The 16,943-nt window shown below is 38.3% G+C and carries 17 protein-coding genes; 13 read left to right on the top strand and 4 right to left on the bottom strand.

Features of this window, described 5'->3' with window-relative positions:
* Positions 1-60 precede the first annotated feature (60 nt).
* The 9 genes from fabG (at position 61) to J0M15_04230 (ending at position 7,627) form a co-directional block, all read left to right on the top strand.
* Positions 61-810 carry a 3-oxoacyl-ACP reductase FabG gene (gene fabG / locus J0M15_04270; protein MBN8536240.1) on the top strand — a complete coding sequence of 250 codons (750 nt, stop codon included), beginning with the start codon at positions 61-63 and terminating at the stop codon, positions 808-810.
* 133 nt (positions 811-943) lie between these two features.
* Positions 944-1,480 (top strand): cytochrome c, encoded by a 537-nt coding sequence (locus J0M15_04265; GenBank protein MBN8536239.1) that lies wholly within the window; start codon positions 944-946, stop codon positions 1,478-1,480.
* A 44-nt stretch (positions 1,481-1,524) separates the two neighbouring features.
* Positions 1,525-2,364, top strand: a complete 840-nt coding sequence (locus J0M15_04260) for an SCO family protein (protein MBN8536238.1) — start codon at positions 1,525-1,527, stop codon at positions 2,362-2,364.
* Positions 2,365-2,403: 39 nt separating this feature from the next.
* Positions 2,404-3,324 (top strand): cytochrome c oxidase subunit II, encoded by a 921-nt coding sequence (coxB, locus tag J0M15_04255; GenBank protein ID MBN8536237.1) that lies wholly within the window; start codon positions 2,404-2,406, stop codon positions 3,322-3,324.
* A gap of 15 nt (positions 3,325-3,339) precedes the next feature.
* Positions 3,340-4,950 (top strand): cytochrome c oxidase subunit I, encoded by a 1,611-nt coding sequence (ctaD, locus tag J0M15_04250; GenBank protein MBN8536236.1) that lies wholly within the window; start codon positions 3,340-3,342, stop codon positions 4,948-4,950.
* Positions 4,937-5,611: a cytochrome c oxidase subunit 3 family protein gene (locus J0M15_04245; protein MBN8536235.1), complete on the top strand. Its 675-nt coding sequence runs from the start codon at positions 4,937-4,939 to the stop codon at positions 5,609-5,611. Before ctaD ends, J0M15_04245 begins: the two co-directional genes overlap by 14 nt.
* Positions 5,612-5,672: 61 nt before the next feature.
* Positions 5,673-6,017, top strand: a complete 345-nt coding sequence (locus J0M15_04240) for a cytochrome C oxidase subunit IV family protein (protein MBN8536234.1) — start codon at positions 5,673-5,675, stop codon at positions 6,015-6,017.
* Positions 6,014-6,889: a heme o synthase gene (gene cyoE, locus J0M15_04235; protein ID MBN8536233.1), complete on the top strand. Its 876-nt coding sequence runs from the start codon at positions 6,014-6,016 to the stop codon at positions 6,887-6,889. The genes J0M15_04240 and cyoE overlap by 4 nt, the downstream gene beginning before the upstream one ends.
* Positions 6,890-6,955: 66 nt before the next feature.
* Positions 6,956-7,627: a PilZ domain-containing protein gene (locus tag J0M15_04230; protein MBN8536232.1), complete on the top strand. Its 672-nt coding sequence runs from the start codon at positions 6,956-6,958 to the stop codon at positions 7,625-7,627.
* Here the strand turns inward: J0M15_04230 and J0M15_04225 are convergent.
* Positions 7,612-8,109, bottom strand: coding sequence for a phosphatidylglycerophosphatase A (locus J0M15_04225; GenBank protein MBN8536231.1), 498 nt, complete (start codon positions 8,107-8,109; stop codon positions 7,612-7,614). The two genes, J0M15_04230 and J0M15_04225, sit on opposite strands and share 16 nt — an antisense overlap.
* A gap of 285 nt (positions 8,110-8,394) precedes the next feature.
* Between J0M15_04225 and J0M15_04220 the strand changes: the two genes are divergently transcribed.
* Entirely contained in the window at positions 8,395-10,206 is a 1,812-nt protein-coding gene (locus tag J0M15_04220; protein ID MBN8536230.1) for an OmpA family protein, read from the top strand.
* A 9-nt stretch (positions 10,207-10,215) separates the two neighbouring features.
* Positions 10,216-12,231, top strand: coding sequence for an acetoacetate--CoA ligase (locus J0M15_04215; GenBank protein MBN8536229.1), 2,016 nt, complete (start codon positions 10,216-10,218; stop codon positions 12,229-12,231).
* A 47-nt stretch (positions 12,232-12,278) separates the two neighbouring features.
* On the opposite strand, the gene J0M15_04210 is transcribed toward J0M15_04215, so the two are convergent.
* The 3 genes from J0M15_04210 to J0M15_04200 form a co-directional block, all read right to left on the bottom strand.
* A complete protein-coding gene (locus J0M15_04210; protein ID MBN8536228.1) occupies positions 12,279-13,082 on the bottom strand; it encodes an alpha/beta hydrolase in 804 nt (267 codons plus the stop codon).
* Positions 13,083-13,194: 112 nt separating this feature from the next.
* Entirely contained in the window at positions 13,195-14,196 is a 1,002-nt protein-coding gene (locus J0M15_04205) for an NADH:flavin oxidoreductase (GenBank protein ID MBN8536227.1), read from the bottom strand.
* A gap of 174 nt (positions 14,197-14,370) precedes the next feature.
* Positions 14,371-15,066, bottom strand: a complete 696-nt coding sequence (locus J0M15_04200) for a nitroreductase family protein (protein ID MBN8536226.1) — start codon at positions 15,064-15,066, stop codon at positions 14,371-14,373.
* A 392-nt stretch (positions 15,067-15,458) separates the two neighbouring features.
* Here J0M15_04200 and J0M15_04195 point away from each other — a divergent pair, with 392 nt between their 5' ends.
* Positions 15,459-16,289: a hypothetical protein gene (locus J0M15_04195; protein MBN8536225.1), complete on the top strand. Its 831-nt coding sequence runs from the start codon at positions 15,459-15,461 to the stop codon at positions 16,287-16,289.
* 12 nt (positions 16,290-16,301) lie between these two features.
* The gene (locus tag J0M15_04190) at positions 16,302-16,925 is read left to right on the top strand and encodes a hypothetical protein (protein ID MBN8536224.1); all 624 of its coding nucleotides are present in this window, start codon (positions 16,302-16,304) and stop codon (positions 16,923-16,925) included.
* Positions 16,926-16,943 lie beyond the last annotated feature (18 nt).

Raw genomic sequence — 16,943 nt, 5'->3', positions numbered from 1 at the left:
CTGTGAAATAGTTTTGGATGGAAAAATGAGAAATTTATTATTCTTTTAACAGAGGTGATTATGCCAAATTTAACTTACAATTTTACGGATAAGGTCGTTTTAGTTACAGGCGGAGCTGCAGGCATTGGTTTTCAATTAACTTCCTCTTTTCTAAAAGCTGGTGCCAAGGTTGTCGTTTGGGATTACTCAACCGAGGCTATTCACGCGGCAGAAAAAGAGCTTGCGAGCTATTCAAGCCGCTTAAACCTGTCTCAAGTAGACGTCACGAAAAGAGATTCTATTGCAAAGGCCGTTTCTTCATTGCCTTGGAACGTGGATGTCCTCATTAATAATGCCGGCATCACCAGGGACAAGTCCTTTGTTAAAATGACAGACATGGACTGGGATGTCGTCATCAATACAAATTTATCTGGACTCTACAATGTAACAAAGTCCTTGCTGGAAAAATTTAACGCCAATTCAAGCCACAAAAGAATTATCAATATTTCAAGTGTTGTTGGTTTGTATGGAAATTTTGGCCAAGCCAATTATGCGGCGTCAAAAGCTGGAGTCATTGGTTTTACAAAAACCCTTGGTAAAGAATTAGGAAGAAAAGGATTTACAGTCAATGCCATCGCACCTGGTTTTATTAAAACGGCAATGACAAGTGCCATGCCCAAAGAAGTTCTTGAAGGAATGGCGGCGAAAGTTCCTGTTTTAAGATTGGGGGAAGTTGAGGATATTGCCAACGCCTGTTTTTATTTGGCCTCAGAGCAAGCCTCCTATGTTAATGGTACGGTATTAAGTGTGGATGGCGGGATCGTATTGTAACTATTTTTATCGTAAAAAAATAAGCTCTTAGTGTTTGCGGCAAAAGTGAATCAAGCAAATACTTTTGGTTGCTATGGTTTTTTTTTTACGCTAGTTATCATATACATAATATAACTAAACTTGGAGTGTTCCTATGTCAGATGCTTCTGATATTCATAACAGAGGTGGATTTACTGCTTTTATCTTTGCAATGGCTTTTGTTCTTTGCTTTTTTATTTACCTCGTTGTCGTCCACCCCGGTGTTGATTTAGACGAACATGTTGTCGACCCCAATCAGCCAAGTAAAGAAGGTGCTGTTGCCGCTTTTAACATGGCCGCCGTGACGGAACCTTGGGTTTCAACTCCTGATATTGTTACATATGGCGCAAAAACTTATAAATCAAATTGTTCTGTTTGCCATGGCCTAGAAGGTAAAGGCGATGGTCCCTCTGCTGGTGGAATGAACCCTAAACCAAGAAATATTGTTGAAGGACAATGGACCCAAGGAGAAGGAATTATTTCTCACTATAATGTCCTATTAAATGGAATAAAAGGTGGTTCCATGGCTCCCTTTCAACATTTAAAAGTCCATGATCGCTGGGCTATTTTGCATTACATTGAATCTATCACACAAAATAAATCAAAAGATGATTTAGCTAAAGTAGCTGAATTTGCAAAGACCGCAAAATAATAGGATATTAAATGGTTGTGAGTGGCGAATTTCAAAAAAGCAAAATAGATATCAAAGTCACCCTTTTATTTTTGTTTTTATTTTTAATGACTCTTATTGCAAATGCCTATGATGGAAAACCCTTACCCAAGCACTCGGAACAAAAACCCTCAGAACTTGAAGGTGTTGGTATTGATCAAAAATTAGGGACTCAGTTAAACTTATCTTTAAAATTTAAAGATGAAAATAATAATGAGGTCAGCCTCGGTTCTTTTTATCATCGTCAAAAGCCAGTCATTGTTTCCTTAGTCTATTATTCTTGTCCAGGTTTGTGCAATTTTCATTTAAACGGGCTTACCGATGGACTTAAAGAAATTGATTGGAGTGCTGGCGATAAGTTTGAAGTTTTAGCTATTAGTTTTGACCCTAAAGAAGGCACCGATCTGGCTCTGAAAAAAAAGCAAAACTACATGGCTATCTATAATCGTCCTGAGGCTGAAAAAGGTTGGCACTTCCTGACGGCCAATCAAGAAACGATCTCTCAACTGACTTCGTCTGTTGGTTTTAAATATAAATGGAATGAAAAAGAAAACGAATGGTCTCATGCTTCTGCTGCGATTGTAACCACTCCAGAAGGTGTTGTTTCTAGATATCTTGGCGGAATTCAATTTGAGGCAAAGGATGTCAAGCTGGCTTTGAATGAAGCTTCAGGTGGAAAAATTGGGACCTTGGTGGATAAATTTATCCTGTTTTGTTTTCACTACGATCCACAGGCAAACAAATACGCTCTGTATGCCTATAATATGGTTCGTCTCGGTGGAGCCATTATTATTTTAATTATGCTTATTTGGTTACTTCCTTTTTGGATACGAATAAAAAAAAATGAAGGTACAGTTAGGAGTTAATAAATGTTCTGGATGCAATATGCTCACGCAAGTAAATTCATGCCAACGGCAGCTACAGATCAAGCTGGTCAGGTAGATAATTTGTACAGTTTTTTATTGATCTCAAGCTTTATTGCTTGCGTGATCCTGATTGGTGGAATGATTTTTTTCACCTTCAAATACAAAAGAAAGTCTTTGACTGCTAAATCGGCCTATATCACTCACAATACATTTTTGGAATTTCTGTGGTCATTTATTCCGCTGGTAATTTTCCTTATTGTCTTTGCATGGGGCTGGCACATCTATCATCAAATGAGAACTTTTCCGAAAGATTCATTAGAAATACATCTCACTGGAAAACAGTGGTCTTGGGAAGTTAATTATAAAAGTGGAGTCAAAACTGCCAACCTAGTCAAGGTGCCCATTAATAGAGATGTTAAACTTATTTTGTCTTCAACGGATGTGATTCATAGTTTTTATGTTCCCAGTTTTAGAATTAAACAAGATGCGGTTCCTGGCAGGTACACGGCTGTAGGATTTAAGGCCAATAAGCTAGGTGATTTTCATATATTCTGTACAGAGTATTGCGGAACTCAGCACTCAGGAATGATTGGAAAACTGCAAGTGGTCACTCAAGCAGAGTATGATTCTTGGCTGGAAGAAGAATCTAAATTTAGCACACTCCCTATCGCGCAAAAGGGAGAAAAGCTTTTTCAAATTAAAGCCTGCGCTGGCTGCCACTCTGTCACTGACAAAACAGTCAAAGTAGGACCCACCTTGTTTCAAAAATTTGCAACGAATAGAGAACTTGCTGATGGCACCACAGTAAGTGTCGATGAAAATTATGTCAGAGAATCTATTTTAAGCCCTAATGCTAAAATTGCAGGTGGATTTAAGGCTGGAGTCATGCCTTCCTTTCAGGGACAAATGAGCGAAGACGAATTGAGTGCGATCATTGAATATATTAAATCATTAAAATAAGTCGGGAGACAGAAAATGGCAACTGCAACAACTCACTCCACAGGTCATTCCAACGGTGAAGTTAACTATATCAACGAATTTAAGGGACTCAAATCCTGGCTTACAAGTCTAGATCATAAACGCATTGGCCTCATGTACATGATATCCGTATTGTTTTTCTTTCTTGTTGGGGGAATTTTTGCCATTCTTTTACGACTAGAATTGTTTAAACCCGGAGCCCAATTCTTAACACCAGATCAATACAATCAAGTCATGACTTATCATGGTGCCATCATGGTTTTTATGGTAATTATTCCTGGAATACCTGCTATTTTAGGAAACTTTTTCTTACCTATTCAAATTGGCGCTAAAGACGTCGCCTTTCCACGTTTGAATTTAGCCAGCTGGTATATTTTTATGCTCGGTGCCTTCATTGCTGTGGCTACTTTATTTGTAGGAAAAGTGGATACGGGATGGACCTTCTATACTCCCTATTCCATAAAAACCGCTTCGGCGGCAACGATGATGGTTGTTGCTGCCTTCATCATGGGGATGTCATCAATCCTAACAGGTTTAAATTTTATCGTGACAGTGCACAAGCTCAGAGCCCCAGGGATGACGATGTACCGAATTCCTTTATTTATTTGGGCCATTTACTCAACGGCTGTTTTGCAAATTTTAGCCACTCCTGTTTTGGGAATCACCTTAATGCTTTTAGCTATGGAAAGAACCTTTGGCGTCGGAATTTTTGATCCCAAATTAGGTGGAGACCCAGTTCTCTTTCAACATTTCTTCTGGTTCTATTCTCACCCGGCCGTTTACATTATGATTCTTCCCGCTATGGGAGTGGTCAGTGAACTTATTGCTGCTTTTTCAAGAAAAACCATTTTTGGATACACTGCTATTGCCTATTCTTCTATTGGTATTGCCGTCGTTTCGTTTTTCGTATGGGGTCACCATATGTTTGTTTCGGGACAATCAGAAATTGCAGGAATTGTTTTTTCATTTATCACGATGCTTGTCGGTGTTCCTACCGCAATTAAAATGTTTAACTGGCTTGCTACTTTGTATAAAGGAAATATCTCTTTTGAATCGCCAATGCTTTTTGCCTTAGGTTTTTTATTCTTGTTTGCTATTGGTGGCGTCACGGGAATTATGCTTGCGACCATCGCCACAGATGTGCATTTTCATGATACTTACTTTGTGGTTGCTCACTTTCACTACGTCATGGTGGGTGGAACTTTGATGGCCTTGATGGGTGGCTTTTATTATTGGTTCCCAAAAATGTTTGGAAAAATGTACAATGAAACTCTAGCGAGAATTACCTTTGTTCTGATTTTTATTGGATTTAATGTCACCTTCTTCCCTCAATTTATTTTAGGAGCCATGGGTATGCCACGCAGGTATTTTGATTATATTCCGGCCTATGAATACTTAAATTCCATTTCGACTGTGGGTTCATGGTTGATTGCTTCAGGATTTTTATTGAGTCTTTATGTGATTGTCACCGGGATTAGGTGCGGAGAGAAAGCTCCTTCTAATCCTTGGGGAGCAAAGACATTAGAATGGCAAACATCATCACCTCCACCTCATATGAATTTTGAAGTGGAGCCGATCGTAACAGCGGGGCCTTATGAGTATAAATAGTTCGGACACAAATCATTCACATTCGCACGATTCCCACCTAGCTCATCATTTTAAAAATGCTGAGCACCAATTTGAAAGCGCAAAGCAAGGGATATGGTTATTTATGGTTACCGAAATTCTGATGTTCGGTGGCCTCTTTGTTGGTTATTCTATTTTCCATGCTATTTATCCAAAAATGTTTGCTGAAGGTGCCAGCCATTTGGATTGGCGTCTGGGTTTTGTGAACACCCTTGTTTTAATCTTCTCTTCTTACACTATGGCCATGTCGATTCATCATTTACAGAAAAATGAGAAATCCAAGGCAGTTCTTAAACTTTGGTTAACCGTTGCCTGTGGCGTGATCTTTATGTGTATCAAAGCCTATGAATACAGCAGTAAATTCCACCATGGTTTATTCCCAGGTAGGTATTTAGATGTCGCTCATGTTGGGGCTGAAGCTGCCAATTTGGGAATGTATTATGGTTTTTATTTCTGCATGACGGGTCTTCATGGAATTCACGTACTTATTGGCATGGGCCTCATTGTTTGGCTGGCTTTACGAGCTCAAAAAGGCGAATTCGGAGAAAATTATTTTACCCCTGTCGAAGGAGTGGGAATATTTTGGCACATTGTTGATTTAATTTGGATCTTCTTATTCCCTTTGCTGTATTTAGTGGGTTAATCTAAAAATTAAAAAATTCTGAAATGACAATTTGAAATGACAAAAGGAAAGTGAGTTACACATGGGAAATCTAAATAATTCAAGCGAACCCAAACATTCTCATCATATCATTCCCGCAGAAATTTATAAAAAGGTGGGCATTGCTTTAACTGTACTCACCTTATTGACGGTCGGATTTCATTATTTATTTCATAATGTAATGCATGGTTCTATTTTAGCAGCACCTGTTGCCTTTTTGATTGCTTCCATAAAAGCAGCCTTAGTTTTGTTGTTCTTTATGGGTCTTAAATATGACTCTAATGAAAATAGATTTATTTTTTCTTTATCTTTTTTCTTTTTACTCGTCCTTATTTTCTTTTGTTCCCTAGATATTTGGACAAGACTCACCATTCAAAGCACCCTGTGAAGCTATTTGCCCAACTTACTAAGGTAGGAATTACTATTTTCGTCGTTTTATCGGCCATAGCTGGTTACGTGACGGGCTTTCAATCTGAAACGACGTTTCAATGGTCACACTTTCTAGATCTTATTCTGGGTGTTTTCCTGCTAAGCTCTGGAAGCCTAGCCTTAAACCAAGTTCAAGAATATAAGCTGGATGCCCTGATGAAACGGACAGCCTCAAGACCCGTCGCTTCAGGAAAAATCACTCCTACCGCTGCTGGATTGTTTGCCTTCTTCTTTCTTTTTACGGGGCTTCAGGTTCTGTGGAGGGTCTCACCACTTTCATTTTCTTTCGGACTAGCTACCGTTCTTTTATACAATGGTCTTTATACCTATTACTTAAAACCAAAGTGGATTTATGCTGCCGTACCTGGGGCTATCCCTGGAACCCTACCTGTTACGATTGGCTATGCCGCCATCAACTCAGATATCTTTTCCAGCGAATCCATTTATTTATTTTTAATTTTGTTTTTATGGCAGATGCCTCACTTTTGGGCTCTGGCAATCAAGTTTAAAGACGACTATCATGAAGGCGGCATTCCTACTTTACCGGTAGCCTTAGGTATGGAGAAGACTTTATATCAAATGGGAATGTATACCTTAGCCTATGTTGGCTGCGCCTTGGCCTCACCTATGTTTTACAAAACCAGCTGGTTCTACGTCTTGCTCGTCATTCCTTTATCTCTTAAAGTTCTTTGGGAATATAAAAAATTTCACCAATCTGGCGGCAAAGAAAATTGGCTTAGATTCTTTATGTGGATCAATTCAAGTGTTTTAATTTATTTATTCGTTCCTGTTTTAGATAAATGGAATTTTTTGTTCATTCATAGCAACTAGTTTTTTTCTATTTTTATTCACAACTCACAATCTATTTAAGTCTTCCTTAAAATTACCGATGCTTCTATGATGAAAAAAAATAGAGTTGTCATTGTCGATATTTTAAATGAATCTTTAGAAAGCCTGCACGAAAGTTTACTCATTTCAGGGGTTTCAGAAATTGAACAACTCAGCACTTCTGAATTTCTGTCCGGACATAAAATTGGATCAGTAAATTTAATCCTCTTAAAATGTCATATTTTGAACGAACCTTTAATGAAGGGACTGTCTCAATTTACACAAAGAAACATGTCCTCGCCCATTTTGGTTTTAGCGCAACAGATTTCAATTTATGCTTATCGACAAGTGACGGTGATGAAGAATATTGTGATCCTGCAGACTCCTGTCATCAGCACTATTTTTGAGGGGCTCCTCCAGGAATTACTTCAAGAGGATCGGTATTCTGTTATGCCTCATCCCAGATTTATAACTAATGAGCCGGCAAGAATGATCGTCATGGATTCAGGATTACTCATTCCCAGTCGCATGCGAAATTTTTCTGCTGGAGGCGCCTTTTTAGAATACAAAGGAATCTCATTAAAAGTAGGACATAATATCAATTTAAATCTTTTGAATCACAAAGTGAAATCTACCAAAGACAGACTGCAAATGAGTGCCAGGGTCATTTGGATAAGGGATGGCGACAATCCCCTTAGCACGGCTCGTGGAATTGGCGTTCAGTTTTATGAAGCAACATGAATTAGCTGTGACCCTAAAATAGCCGTGTACGTATAAGCCTGTTGTAAAATGATATTTGCTATGATTCCGGCTGCGATATCATCCATCATGACTCCCATACCTCCCTTAATTTTCCTATCCAGATAGCCAATTGGAAAGGGTTTGAAAATATCCAATATTCTAAATAAAATGAAACCTATAACGTAAGCTTGCCAAGTTGACGGCAACCAAATCATGGTAATGAGGTAACCCAAAACTTCATCAATCACAATTTCAGAATTATCATGAATCGAAGACTTTTTTTCATAAAAATCTGCAGCAACAATTCCTATAAGCAAAAGAAGAAAGACAGAGGTCATATAAAAAAGTGGACCAAGAAGGTTAAGAACTAAAGCTAGGGGTAAGGCGGCCAAGGTGGCCCAGGTTCCGGGAGCTTTTTTTATTTTTCCAATATAAAACCAAGTAGCCAAAAGACTTAAAGTGTAATCAACAAAAACTTTCATATTCATGATGTTTCTCTTATCCATTTAGAATTGTCGTAACGTCGTAACTGGCCAGTTACGAATTGTCAGCTAAATTTTTAGTGGTTACGCATAGGACTCAAATCGAGGCCGCAGGAGGGAGACGACTGAGGCTTGGCAAAGCCAAGTCGCAGGGAGTCCGACCGACGAGAACGACAAGTTGAGTCCTATGCGTAACCACTGCTAAATTTTTTGATTATGAGATTTTTCGTTGAAAATAATAATGATAACGGTTCTAATGTGGTGGGTATTTCCATAGGAAAATTTATGATTAAAAATTATATTCGAAACCAAGCAAAAAGATTCAGCCTCGTTATTTTGTTTTTATTTTCTTTCTCCTCTTTTTTATCTACGGAAGCAAATGTTTTGGGAGACATGCAAACATTTGTTCCCAATACAGACAATATAGATTTTATTACAGTTCACTCCTCAAAACCCATGTATCAAGATTACATTGTTCTATCTCAATATCTTAACTTCGCTAAAGACCACTTACTCGTTTTTAAAGATCTGACAACGCAAGAAAAAATGAGTTATGCGAATGAATTGGCTGAATATGATTTTTCTGTAGGATATGGATTTTCAAAAAAACTATCTCTTTATTTGCAGGCACCTTTTCTTTGGTATTACAATTCAGAGACGAAAGAAAATATAAAAATTAATATCGATAAGGGTATCCACTCTTTAAGACCAGGATTTAAATATTCATTTGGCGATGCAGAGCTGCCAAGTTGGGCTTTTATTGGATCCATAGATATTCCTTCCCTTGTTGATAGCCCCTACACGGGAGTGAGTCCTCAGCCTATTTACAATCTTGAGTTATCCCATGTATGGAGAAATGATAAGGCCGCCCATGGCCTCAACGCTGGCTATCGCCTGCGCACCCCCGCTGAACGACCACTGAATCAACGAATGTTTCCCTTAGATGATCAGCTAACCTTGAGCTATGGCTACGCCAATGAGTTTTCTGAAACAGCACGATGGGTATTTGAAACGATATTTAGTTACCCTTTGCAAAAGGATCCCTACATAAGAGCTAATGATGCCTCCTCTGTGGATTTAATTCTTGGGATGAAACATCGCTGGTGGAAAAATACTAATTTCGATTGGGGTGCCACCGTCGAACCAGGTGTTGACTCCTTATCTCCTGCTTGGCGTGTTTTTGCCGGGATCGTTTGGTACTGGAAACCTGAATCTGCTAAAGCAGCTCCAGTTGTCGTCAGTAAAAAAGAAAAATCCATTATCAGCTCTGGATTCAGAGTAATCCCTGCTGATTCCACAGTTACCGTGGGTGAGCAAGTCACTTTTGAATTTATTGGAGGCAAAGCCCCTTATCAGTGCGAAATCTTATCTGGATCCGGCGAATTTATTGGTAAGTATTGCGATTTTTTAGCACCTGATTCTCCAGGGGTGAGCGAGATTGAATTTAAAGATGCTCAAGGTCTAACAACAACAGCCGTTGTGACCTACAAATCCCAAAGCGAATTTGCAGGAGATTTGGGCGTACGCCCAGCAAAGGCGGAAGTTTTTGAAGGACAAAGTTTACCTATCCGAGGAGTTGGTGGAGCTCCACCCTATCGTTACGGAATCCTAGATGGAGGAGGAAGAATTTCTGATCAAGGGTTATTTGTGGCGCCCTTATCTCCACAGGAAGTAAGCATTGAAGTTGTTGATCAAGTAGGCAGGAAAGCCACTTCTTTTATCACGGTGAAAGAAATCCCAAAACCTGACAAACTCATAAGATTGCAAAATTTAAACTTTGTTTTTGATTCAGCAAATTTAGTTGATAGCTCTAAAAAAGAACTTGAAAAAATTATTACCCAACTTTTTGATATGAATATTAGAAGTATTATTATCGAAGGTCATACCGACTCCATTGGTAAAGATCAATACAACCAAGTGTTAAGTGAAAAAAGAGCCAAAACCGTTAAAGGCGTTTTGCTAGATAATCTGGATCTGAGAGATCAACAAATTACAGCCATTGGATTTGGCGAAGCCCGACCTATCTCAACGAATAAAACGGATGCAGGGCGTGCACTTAATCGACGTGTGGACATCAAAGTTTATACTAAAAAGTAAGGTGCCTTGATGAACCAACCACTCTGGGAAGTAAACAAAGAAGATTTTAAGAAAACAGATTTATATCGTTTGAAAGTAAATCTTGAAAAAAAATTTCATCTTTCGTTTTCTAATTATACCGACTTGTGGCAATGGTCTGTCGCAAATAAAAAAGAATTTTGGTCAGAGCTTTGGGATTTTTTTAAAATTGTTGGCACCAAGGGTTCGCTGATTCTAGAAAATGAACATCATTTTCTAGAATCAAAGTGGTTTCCAGAAGCTCAATTAAATTTTGCTGAAAACCTCTTAAAACCTTTGCTCGATCCTGATCACCATAAAAATTTGCATGAAGAGGTTTTAGTTTTTTGGAGCGAAGACAAAGTAAAAATCTCATTGACTAAAATGGAACTTCTGAATCTTGTATCTAGGACGGCACAAGCCTTATCCGCAGCAGGTCTTGTTAAGGGAGATCGCGTTTGCGCCATGGTTCCCAATCATCCACTGACCATTGTTTGCATGCTGGCAACCACGTCTTTGGGGGGAATCTGGTCAAGCTGCTCACCTGATTTTGGCGTTCAAGGTGTGTTAGATAGATTTTCTCAAATTGCACCTAAGATTTTTATAGCTTGCAACTATTACTTCTACGGAGGCAAAAAAATAGATTGCCTTGAGAAAGCAAAGGAAATTAGCAAGTCCTTGCCAACGGTAACACAAACCCTTGTTATAGATGTTCTAGGCGATCGCGCTGGTCAAGCTGATCTTGATGATGATAAGGTCACTTCCATTTCTGAAAAATCTAGATTGATTAATTTCGCAGAGTTTATCAAAACATTTTCACCTCAAAAAATTTTCTTCACTCAGGTGGAATTCAATCATCCTCTTTATATTCTTTATTCTTCTGGCACGACGGGAATTCCAAAGTGCATCGTCCATGGACATGGTGGAACTTTACTCCAACATCTCAAAGAACATCGTTTGCATGCAGATATTCGTCCTAGGGATGTAGTTTTTTATTTTACAACCTGCGGTTGGATGATGTGGAATTGGTTAGTTTCAGCCCTAGCCAGTGATGCTAAGATTCTGCTATATGATGGAAGCCCTTTCTTTAATGAAGGAAAAATATTGTTTGAGTTGGCTCAAACCTATGCCTGCACTCATTTTGGAACTTCAGCCAAGTTTATTGATGCGTGCCTGAAAACGAATTTAAATCCAAAAAGCTTATTTAAGCTGGATTCACTCCGTGTGATTTTATCTACGGGAAGCCCCTTAAGTGCTGATGGATTTGACTATGTTTATCAGAAAATCAGTGAAACAGCACAACTGGCTTCCATTTCCGGAGGGACAGATATTATCTCCTGTTTCGTCCTCGGCAGCCCATGGACAGATGTGTATCGCGGAGAGATTTCGGTTCCTGGCCTTGGTATGGATATTGATGTTTGGGACGAAAATAAAAATTCCCTCTTCGAGAAAAAAGGAGAGCTTGTTTGCAAATCCACTTTTCCTTCAAAGCCCATAGAGTTTTGGAATGATCCAACGAAAGAAAAATTTAGAAAAGCCTATTTTGATAAATATGACAACATCTGGTGCCACGGTGATTTTGTAGAACGAACAACCCATCAAGGACATTATGGATTTATCATCCACGGTCGTTCCGATGCCACTCTCAACCCTGGTGGGGTTCGCATTGGAACTGCCGAAATCTATCGCCAGGTTGACCTTTTAGAAGAAGTAGAAGAATCCATTGTGATTGGTCAAGACTGGCAAGGGGATGTGCGTGTTGTTTTATTCGTAAAATTAAGAAATCATCTTCTACTTGATTTAGCCCTCGTTGAAAAAATAAAAAAACAAATCCGAAACAACACCACTCCTAGGCATGTTCCAAGCAAGATACTACAAGTGACCGAAATCCCAAGAACGAAAAGTGGAAAAATCGTCGAACTCGCCGTTAAACAAACCGTGCAGGGGGAAGTTGTTAAAAATACCGAAGCCCTAGCCAATCCCGAGGCCTTGAACCAATTTAAAAATCGAGCAGAGCTATCAGTCTAACTCGATTCTTTTAGCTAAAAGAATTTTAATGAATGTTTTGATATTCCTCATTTGTCTAAGAAAATGGCCATTTGTTCTTGGACTTCAAGCAAAGTGGTTTCACCTAAACAAGATGGATCAATGATGAGGTGGTGATAACTTTTTTGACTTTTGTTAATTCGATGCACTTTCCATGAATCTATTTTAAAATTATCGATAAACTGCCGTAATTTTTTGTAAGAAACCAATTCGTCCTTAGAATCGATAAAAATCAATCCTGGAGTGGAGAACAACCAATGATTCTTAAAGTTTTCATTTCTTAATCGTTTTTGCATTCCACTTAAACTTTCAAAAAAGGCCTGATAATAATCGGCAGATAGGCCATCATGCGATCGGTAAGCTTTGGGAGTTAAACTTGGTAATTTAACTTTAAATACGCTCGTTATCAATTTTAAGAATTTCACTTTTGGTCTAATAAACAGAGCTGGTGCAAAAAAAATAAAACCAGCAATATTTATCAAAGGCTTGTCTTCAACGGAGAGAAAATAATCAAAACAAACCAGGGCTCCCAAAGAATAGCCCACAATAAAGAGAGGTTTATTTTCTTTTTTTGCAAGAGCCTCCAATTCCATTAATTTATTTGAGAAACTTGTTTGCCACTCCTCACGAGTGACTTTATATTTATCTAAGCAAGCCTTCTGATTCTTAGAGTCCTTGGTCTCATCAATTAAAGCTGATTTTTCAAAATGCCCCGGCAAGGTTAAACGCTCTGACCTCACTCCCATTCTTTCCAATAATTTCGCAATGGGCTCCATGGAATGGCTCGTATTATTTAATCCATGAATCACCAGAGCGAGAGCTTTAAATTCCATCCAAGAATAGAGTTCGGAGTATTTCCAAAAAGACTGAAGCCTTTGTATTGTTTCAGAATGAGAATGTTGACTGATTTGAATTAAGAATAATTATCAAAATTTCATGTCAAATCTACTGACCCACTCTCAAGTTTTTAATATTCCACTCTTTGGGATTAGACAGGATGGCTCGTCCAATCGCTGCGAAGGAGAGACTCCTAGACTCAATGAGTTCGTCCACATAGTCGCCAGATTCAATACCTCCGACACCAATGACAGGAATACTTACCATTTCTTGGATCACCTTGGCTTCAGGAACCAAATAACCTTGTCCTTGGCGATCTGAGGGGCGACGCCATCCCCCTATCCCAGAGGATACATTTAAAATATCTACACCTAATTTTTCTAGATACATGGCTACTTGAATTGCCTCTTCAGAATCTATTCCCATCTCAAGAAAATCGCGACCGGGAATTCTTACCGAAAGTAAAATTCTTGGAAATAAATTTTTTATTGCGATGATGATTTCCGAAAGAAGTCTCAACCGATTCTCTAAGGTCCCACCATACAAATCGGATCTATGATTGGTGATAGGTGAAAGCCATTGATTCAATCCATAACCATGTGCTGAATGAAGCTCTATCAGCTCGAAACCTGCTTCCACTGCCCGTATTGCCGCTTGAAGAAAGCTCTCCTTCCAGAAGGTTATTTCTGTTGCAGTCATCTCCCGAGGTGTTTCCATTTGGCTCTCTTTCACAGGAACGGGAATAGCACTGGGGGCCATAAGAGGCCTACCAGTCAACGAGGATGAGCTTTTGCCCCCTGCATGAGTTAACTGAATCCCAGGAATGGCGCCTGAATTTTTGAGAATCTGAGAAATTTTTTTTAGCCCTGGCACTTTAGAATCATTATCTATTCCGAGCTGATGCGCCTCACTTCGACCTGACAAGTGAACATAGGTGTATTCGACGAAAATAATACCTGCACCCGATTGACTCAACTTATGGTAATGAGCTTCGGTTTCTAAGGTGACAACTCCATCTTCTGTGGCTGTCGAGGAGGCCATCGCTGGCACAACTACTCGATTATTTGTGATACGTCCATTTTTAAATCTAAATTCTGAAAATCTATTCATATTTTTTATTTCCCTTCCGCCTCACTTTTTCAAAACAAAGCGCTCTGTCTAGGGTCTTGTGTATAAGCCATTTAGTCGAAAATAAAAATAAACAATAAGGTAATAAATGTTTCTTTTTTCGAAATGATTAAAAATTGAAATGATGATACTTTGAATCAAAAGATTCAGATCAAATCAAATAATTTTTATGACTTGCTCTTTAGGAAGTCGAAATCTCGGACCCCAAATTCCTTTGGAATCTTGACGGCCAATACTGATGACCATGACCACTCTTTCAGAACATTTTAGTTTGAGTAAACAACGCACGCGAGCCTCATCAAAGCCTTCCATCATGCAAGTATCAAATTCTTGAGCCGCAATGGCCAATACAAAGTTTTCTGCCGCTAGAGCTGCGCTTTTGATAGCAACTTCCTGACTATCTCGACACGAATAGGGCCCACGTGCCATGGGCCGAAACAACCCCACTGTATTTGCCAACAAATACTTAATTGGAACCAAAGAATTAAAATAACCCCAACGATAAATGAATGGTATTAATTTTTCATAATATAATTTGACAGACTTCCTTACATTTGTCGAAGTTGCCCACTCGATCAAAGGTTTTTGTGAACGTCTCCAGAGAGCAGGATCTGCGGTCACAACGATTAACTGATTTGCCTTTCTTGCTGCTGATTGAGACAAACACGCCTCAACAATTTTAGCTTTTGCTTCTGTGGACTTTATCCAATAAAAATTCCAAGTCTGCGTGTTTGAAGAATTAGGGGCCAATATGGCCGCCTCCAAAGCTTTTTCAATCACTAAATCTGGTACCACTTCCGCTGTAAAATCACGAACACTTCGTCGTCGATTTATCACTTCAAAAAAATCCATTTATCTTCCTTTTTTATGAGACAAATTTTAGTTACAATTAATTTTTGTTTTGTCTTGTGAATTTTGAAACATTGTAACGACTTATTGTCTAAGGGACAACAGCTACTTGCTTTTTTTAATTTAGATTGATGATATGAAAATAATTACTATTTTTGTCACAAAAAGTAAAAAAATTATCGAGAACGATTTTAAATAACAGTCGCCGTAAAAGATTTGTTCACTTGAAGAGTTAAATTGTCAAATTATCTACAGTAGAAAAATTTACTGCATCACTCTATAATCGATACAGAATGACAAATGTGACAATGGTAAATGGAACAAAGATCTTAAATAAAATAGTTAATTTTTATAACTACATAAACATTAATAAACCAAAATAAAATGGAGATGTTATGAATCGACTCAGGAAATCTTTACTAAAAACAACGGCTTTAGTTTTTTTAATTAGTCAAATTACTGTAGCTAGAGGAGAAAATGGTCCCACTAGTAAGCCTGTGGCTAATCAAAATCCAGAATGCCAAGCATTGATTACTCTAGAAGAAAACCAACAACGACTAATTAAAGAAGTTGCTAATAAAGCGCAGAATAGAGCCTTAGTTCAGGGAATTAGTGGCGAAACCACGGCCGTATTTTCTGCAGCAGATGCATTATCCAATGCACTTAGTGGAAATTACACTTCTGCTGCTTTAGACGCAGCTTCGGCCATCTTTAGTTACGCCTATGGAAAAGCAAAACTCGAAAAAGCGAGTGGCCTAAATAAGGCAAAAGTTTCAATGTTGCAAGCTCGAACAATGATTTTAAATGATCTGAAAAACAATACAATCAGCTGTAACAGTGACCCAGCAAATGCGCTTTACCAAAATGCATTGAATGAGTTGTTAACAATGAATCAAGCCGCCATTGAAATCGCTGAAAAAATTGTTGATGAATATAGATCTGACAGAACTACTTATCTAACCCTTTCTAGTGTTAGTTTAGCTTTTGGTGTTTATATACTTTACAATTATTCAAAAATTCAAGATATTCGTGGTTTGTTTGCCATCGTAATTGGAGGAAGCGTGAGTGTAGGGGGTGGGATATTAGCTATTGCAACTGTTAGTTCACAAATAAATTTATCTAAAGTTGCTGAAAGACGTGCTGAATTGGTTAAAGCCAATGAAAAACTTGAGCAAATGAAATCTTTAACGCCTTCACAGCTGAACCAACCAACTTCACAACCATAAATTGAATGCAAAATGAAAATTAGTATCTGCTTTCTTTTTGTTATCCTAGCCTCTGCCTATAACTGCTTGGCGGAGGTTTCTGCTAAAACCCAAAATTTAAACCGTGGGCAATTGGGAATTTATCATAGCACCCTTCTGTCCTGTTCAGAATATAAAAAGGGATTTTGGACAGGCGAAGGGGCATTTATGACTGAACATCATAAAAAAATATTTCTAGCAGCTATGGCCGATGTGCAATTAACCATGGATAAAATTTATGATGGAAACTTTAAAAAAGCCTTGAATCATTATAAATATACCAACGGTTTAGGATTTTATTTAAATGATTTACTTCACTCTGAAGGATTCTCTTTAGCTATGAATGAGTGTTTTCCCAATGACTTAAAAAGCGAACTAAAGTACGTTGATAATTTGTTAGCTGTAGACATGCTAGCTAAATTTATGTTAACTGCACTTCCTGCCATTTCAACTTTAAGATCTTTAAAATATTTTTTTAAACTACCATGGATAAAACCGATAACTTCGGTGGCATTATTATATCATTTTCCAACTTCACAACAAATTGCGATTCAAAACTCCCAACAAAGTATGGATCAAATTTTAGATGCTCAGTTTAAAATTTTAGGAATAGATTAATTCACTTTATCAATCAAA

This window comes from Deltaproteobacteria bacterium, from assembly GCA_017302835.1.
Taxonomy (GTDB): domain Bacteria; phylum Bdellovibrionota; class Bdellovibrionia; order Bdellovibrionales; family Bdellovibrionaceae; genus UBA2316.
Note: the sequence above shows the minus strand (reverse complement) of the source record. Positions and strands in the feature narration are given on the sequence as shown.